This is a genomic window from Streptomyces sp. NPDC091412 (assembly GCF_044756885.1).
In the GTDB taxonomy this organism is placed as follows: domain Bacteria; phylum Actinomycetota; class Actinomycetes; order Streptomycetales; family Streptomycetaceae; genus Streptomyces.
In genome coordinates this window covers 1,889-4,386 of record NZ_JBIVTV010000053.1, presented here as the reverse complement: position 1 = coordinate 4,386, position 2,498 = coordinate 1,889, and the positions used below count along the sequence as shown (strand labels likewise).

Here is a 2,498-nt window from a genome sequence, read left to right as displayed (position 1 = left end):
ACACAGTGGACGCGAGCAACTGAGGACAAGCCCTCGGCCTATTAGTACCGGTCACCTCCACACCTCACGGTGCTTCCAGATCCGGCCTATCAACCCAGTCGTCTACTGGGAGCCTTACCCCATCAAGTGGGTGGGAGTCCTCATCTCGAAGCAGGCTTCCCGCTTAGATGCTTTCAGCGGTTATCCCTCCCGAACGTAGCCAACCAGCCATGCCCTTGGCAGAACAACTGGCACACCAGAGGTTCGTCCGTCCCGGTCCTCTCGTACTAGGGACAGCCCTTCTCAAGACTCCTACGCGCACAGCGGATAGGGACCGAACTGTCTCACGACGTTCTAAACCCAGCTCGCGTACCGCTTTAATGGGCGAACAGCCCAACCCTTGGGACCGACTCCAGCCCCAGGATGCGACGAGCCGACATCGAGGTGCCAAACCATCCCGTCGATATGGACTCTTGGGGAAGATCAGCCTGTTATCCCCGGGGTACCTTTTATCCGTTGAGCGACGGCGCTTCCACAAGCCACCGCCGGATCACTAGTCCCGACTTTCGTCCCTGCTCGACCCGTCGGTCTCACAGTCAAGCTCCCTTGTGCACTTACACTCAACACCTGATTACCAACCAGGCTGAGGGAACCTTTGGGCGCCTCCGTTACCCTTTAGGAGGCAACCGCCCCAGTTAAACTACCCATCAGACACTGTCCCTGATCCGGATCACGGACCCAGGTTAGACATCCAGCACGACCAGACTGGTATTTCAACGACGACTCCACAACCACTGGCGTGGCCGCTTCAAAGTCTCCCAGCTATCCTACACAAGCCGAACCGAACACCAATATCAAACTGTAGTAAAGGTCCCGGGGTCTTTCCGTCCTGCTGCGCGAAACGAGCATCTTTACTCGTAGTGCAATTTCACCGGGCCTATGGTTGAGACAGTCGAGAAGTCGTTACGCCATTCGTGCAGGTCGGAACTTACCCGACAAGGAATTTCGCTACCTTAGGATGGTTATAGTTACCACCGCCGTTTACTGGCGCTTAAGTTCTCAGCTTCGCCCACCCGAAAGTGAGCTAACCGGTCCCCTTAACGTTCCAGCACCGGGCAGGCGTCAGTCCGTATACATCGCCTTACGGCTTCGCACGGACCTGTGTTTTTAGTAAACAGTCGCTTCTCGCTGGTCTCTGCGGCCACCCCCAGCTCACACTGCAAGAGTGATCACCAGGCGTGGCCCCCCTTCTCCCGAAGTTACGGGGGCATTTTGCCGAGTTCCTTAACCATAGTTCACCCGAACGCCTCGGTATTCTCTACCTGACCACCTGAGTCGGTTTAGGGTACGGGCCGCCATGAAACTCGCTAGAGGCTTTTCTCGACAGCATAGGATCATCCACTTCACCACAATCGGCTCGGCATCAGGTCTCACCCTGCATGAGCGGCGGATTTACCTACCACTCGGGCTACACCCTTACCCCGGGACAACCATCGCCCGGGATGGACTACCTTCCTGCGTCACCCCATCACTCACCTACTAACCGCTTGGTTCAGCGGCTCCACCACTCCCCCTCACTCCGAAGAGATCAGGGGCGGCTTCACGGCCTTAGCATCACGATGCTCGATGTTTGACGCTTCACAGCGGGTACCGGAATATCAACCGGTTATCCATCGACTACGCCTGTCGGCCTCGCCTTAGGTCCCGACTTACCCTGGGCAGATCAGCTTGACCCAGGAACCCTTAGTCAATCGGCGCACACGTTTCTCACGTGTGAATCGCTACTCATGCCTGCATTCTCACTCGTCAACCGTCCACGACTACCTTCCAGTGCCGCTTCACCCGGCAGACGACGCTCCCCTACCCATCACAGCACCCGTTGGGGCTATTGCTGCAATGACACGACTTCGGCGGTACGCTTGAGCCCCGCTACATTGTCGGCGCGGAATCACTAGACCAGTGAGCTATTACGCACTCTTTCAAGGGTGGCTGCTTCTAAGCCAACCTCCTGGTTGTCTGTGCGACTCCACATCCTTTCCCACTTAGCGTACGCTTAGGGGCCTTAGTCGATGCTCTGGGCTGTTTCCCTCTCGACCATGGAGCTTATCCCCCACAGTCTCACTGCCGCGCTCTCACTTACCGGCATTCGGAGTTTGGCTAAGGTCAGTAACCCGGTAGGGCCCATCGCCTATCCAGTGCTCTACCTCCGGCAAGAAACACACGACGCTGCACCTAAATGCATTTCGGGGAGAACCAGCTATCACGGAGTTTGATTGGCCTTTCACCCCTAACCACAGGTCATCCCCCAGGTTTTCAACCCTGGTGGGTTCGGTCCTCCACGAAGTCTTACCTCCGCTTCAACCTGCCCATGGCTAGATCACTCCGCTTCGGGTCTTGAGCGTGCTACTGAAACGCCCTATTCGGACTCGCTTTCGCTACGGCTTCCCCACACGGGTTAACCTCGCAACACACCGCAAACTCGCAGGCTCATTCTTCAAAAGGCACGCAGTCACGAGAAT

At 56.8% G+C, this 2,498-nt stretch carries 1 rRNA gene (cut by a window edge); it reads right to left on the bottom strand.

The features are described 5' to 3' along the window. Window positions 1–21: 21 nt before the first annotated feature. Window positions 22–2,498, bottom strand: a 23S ribosomal RNA gene (locus ACIQMV_RS39295); it runs 132 nt beyond the window's last position.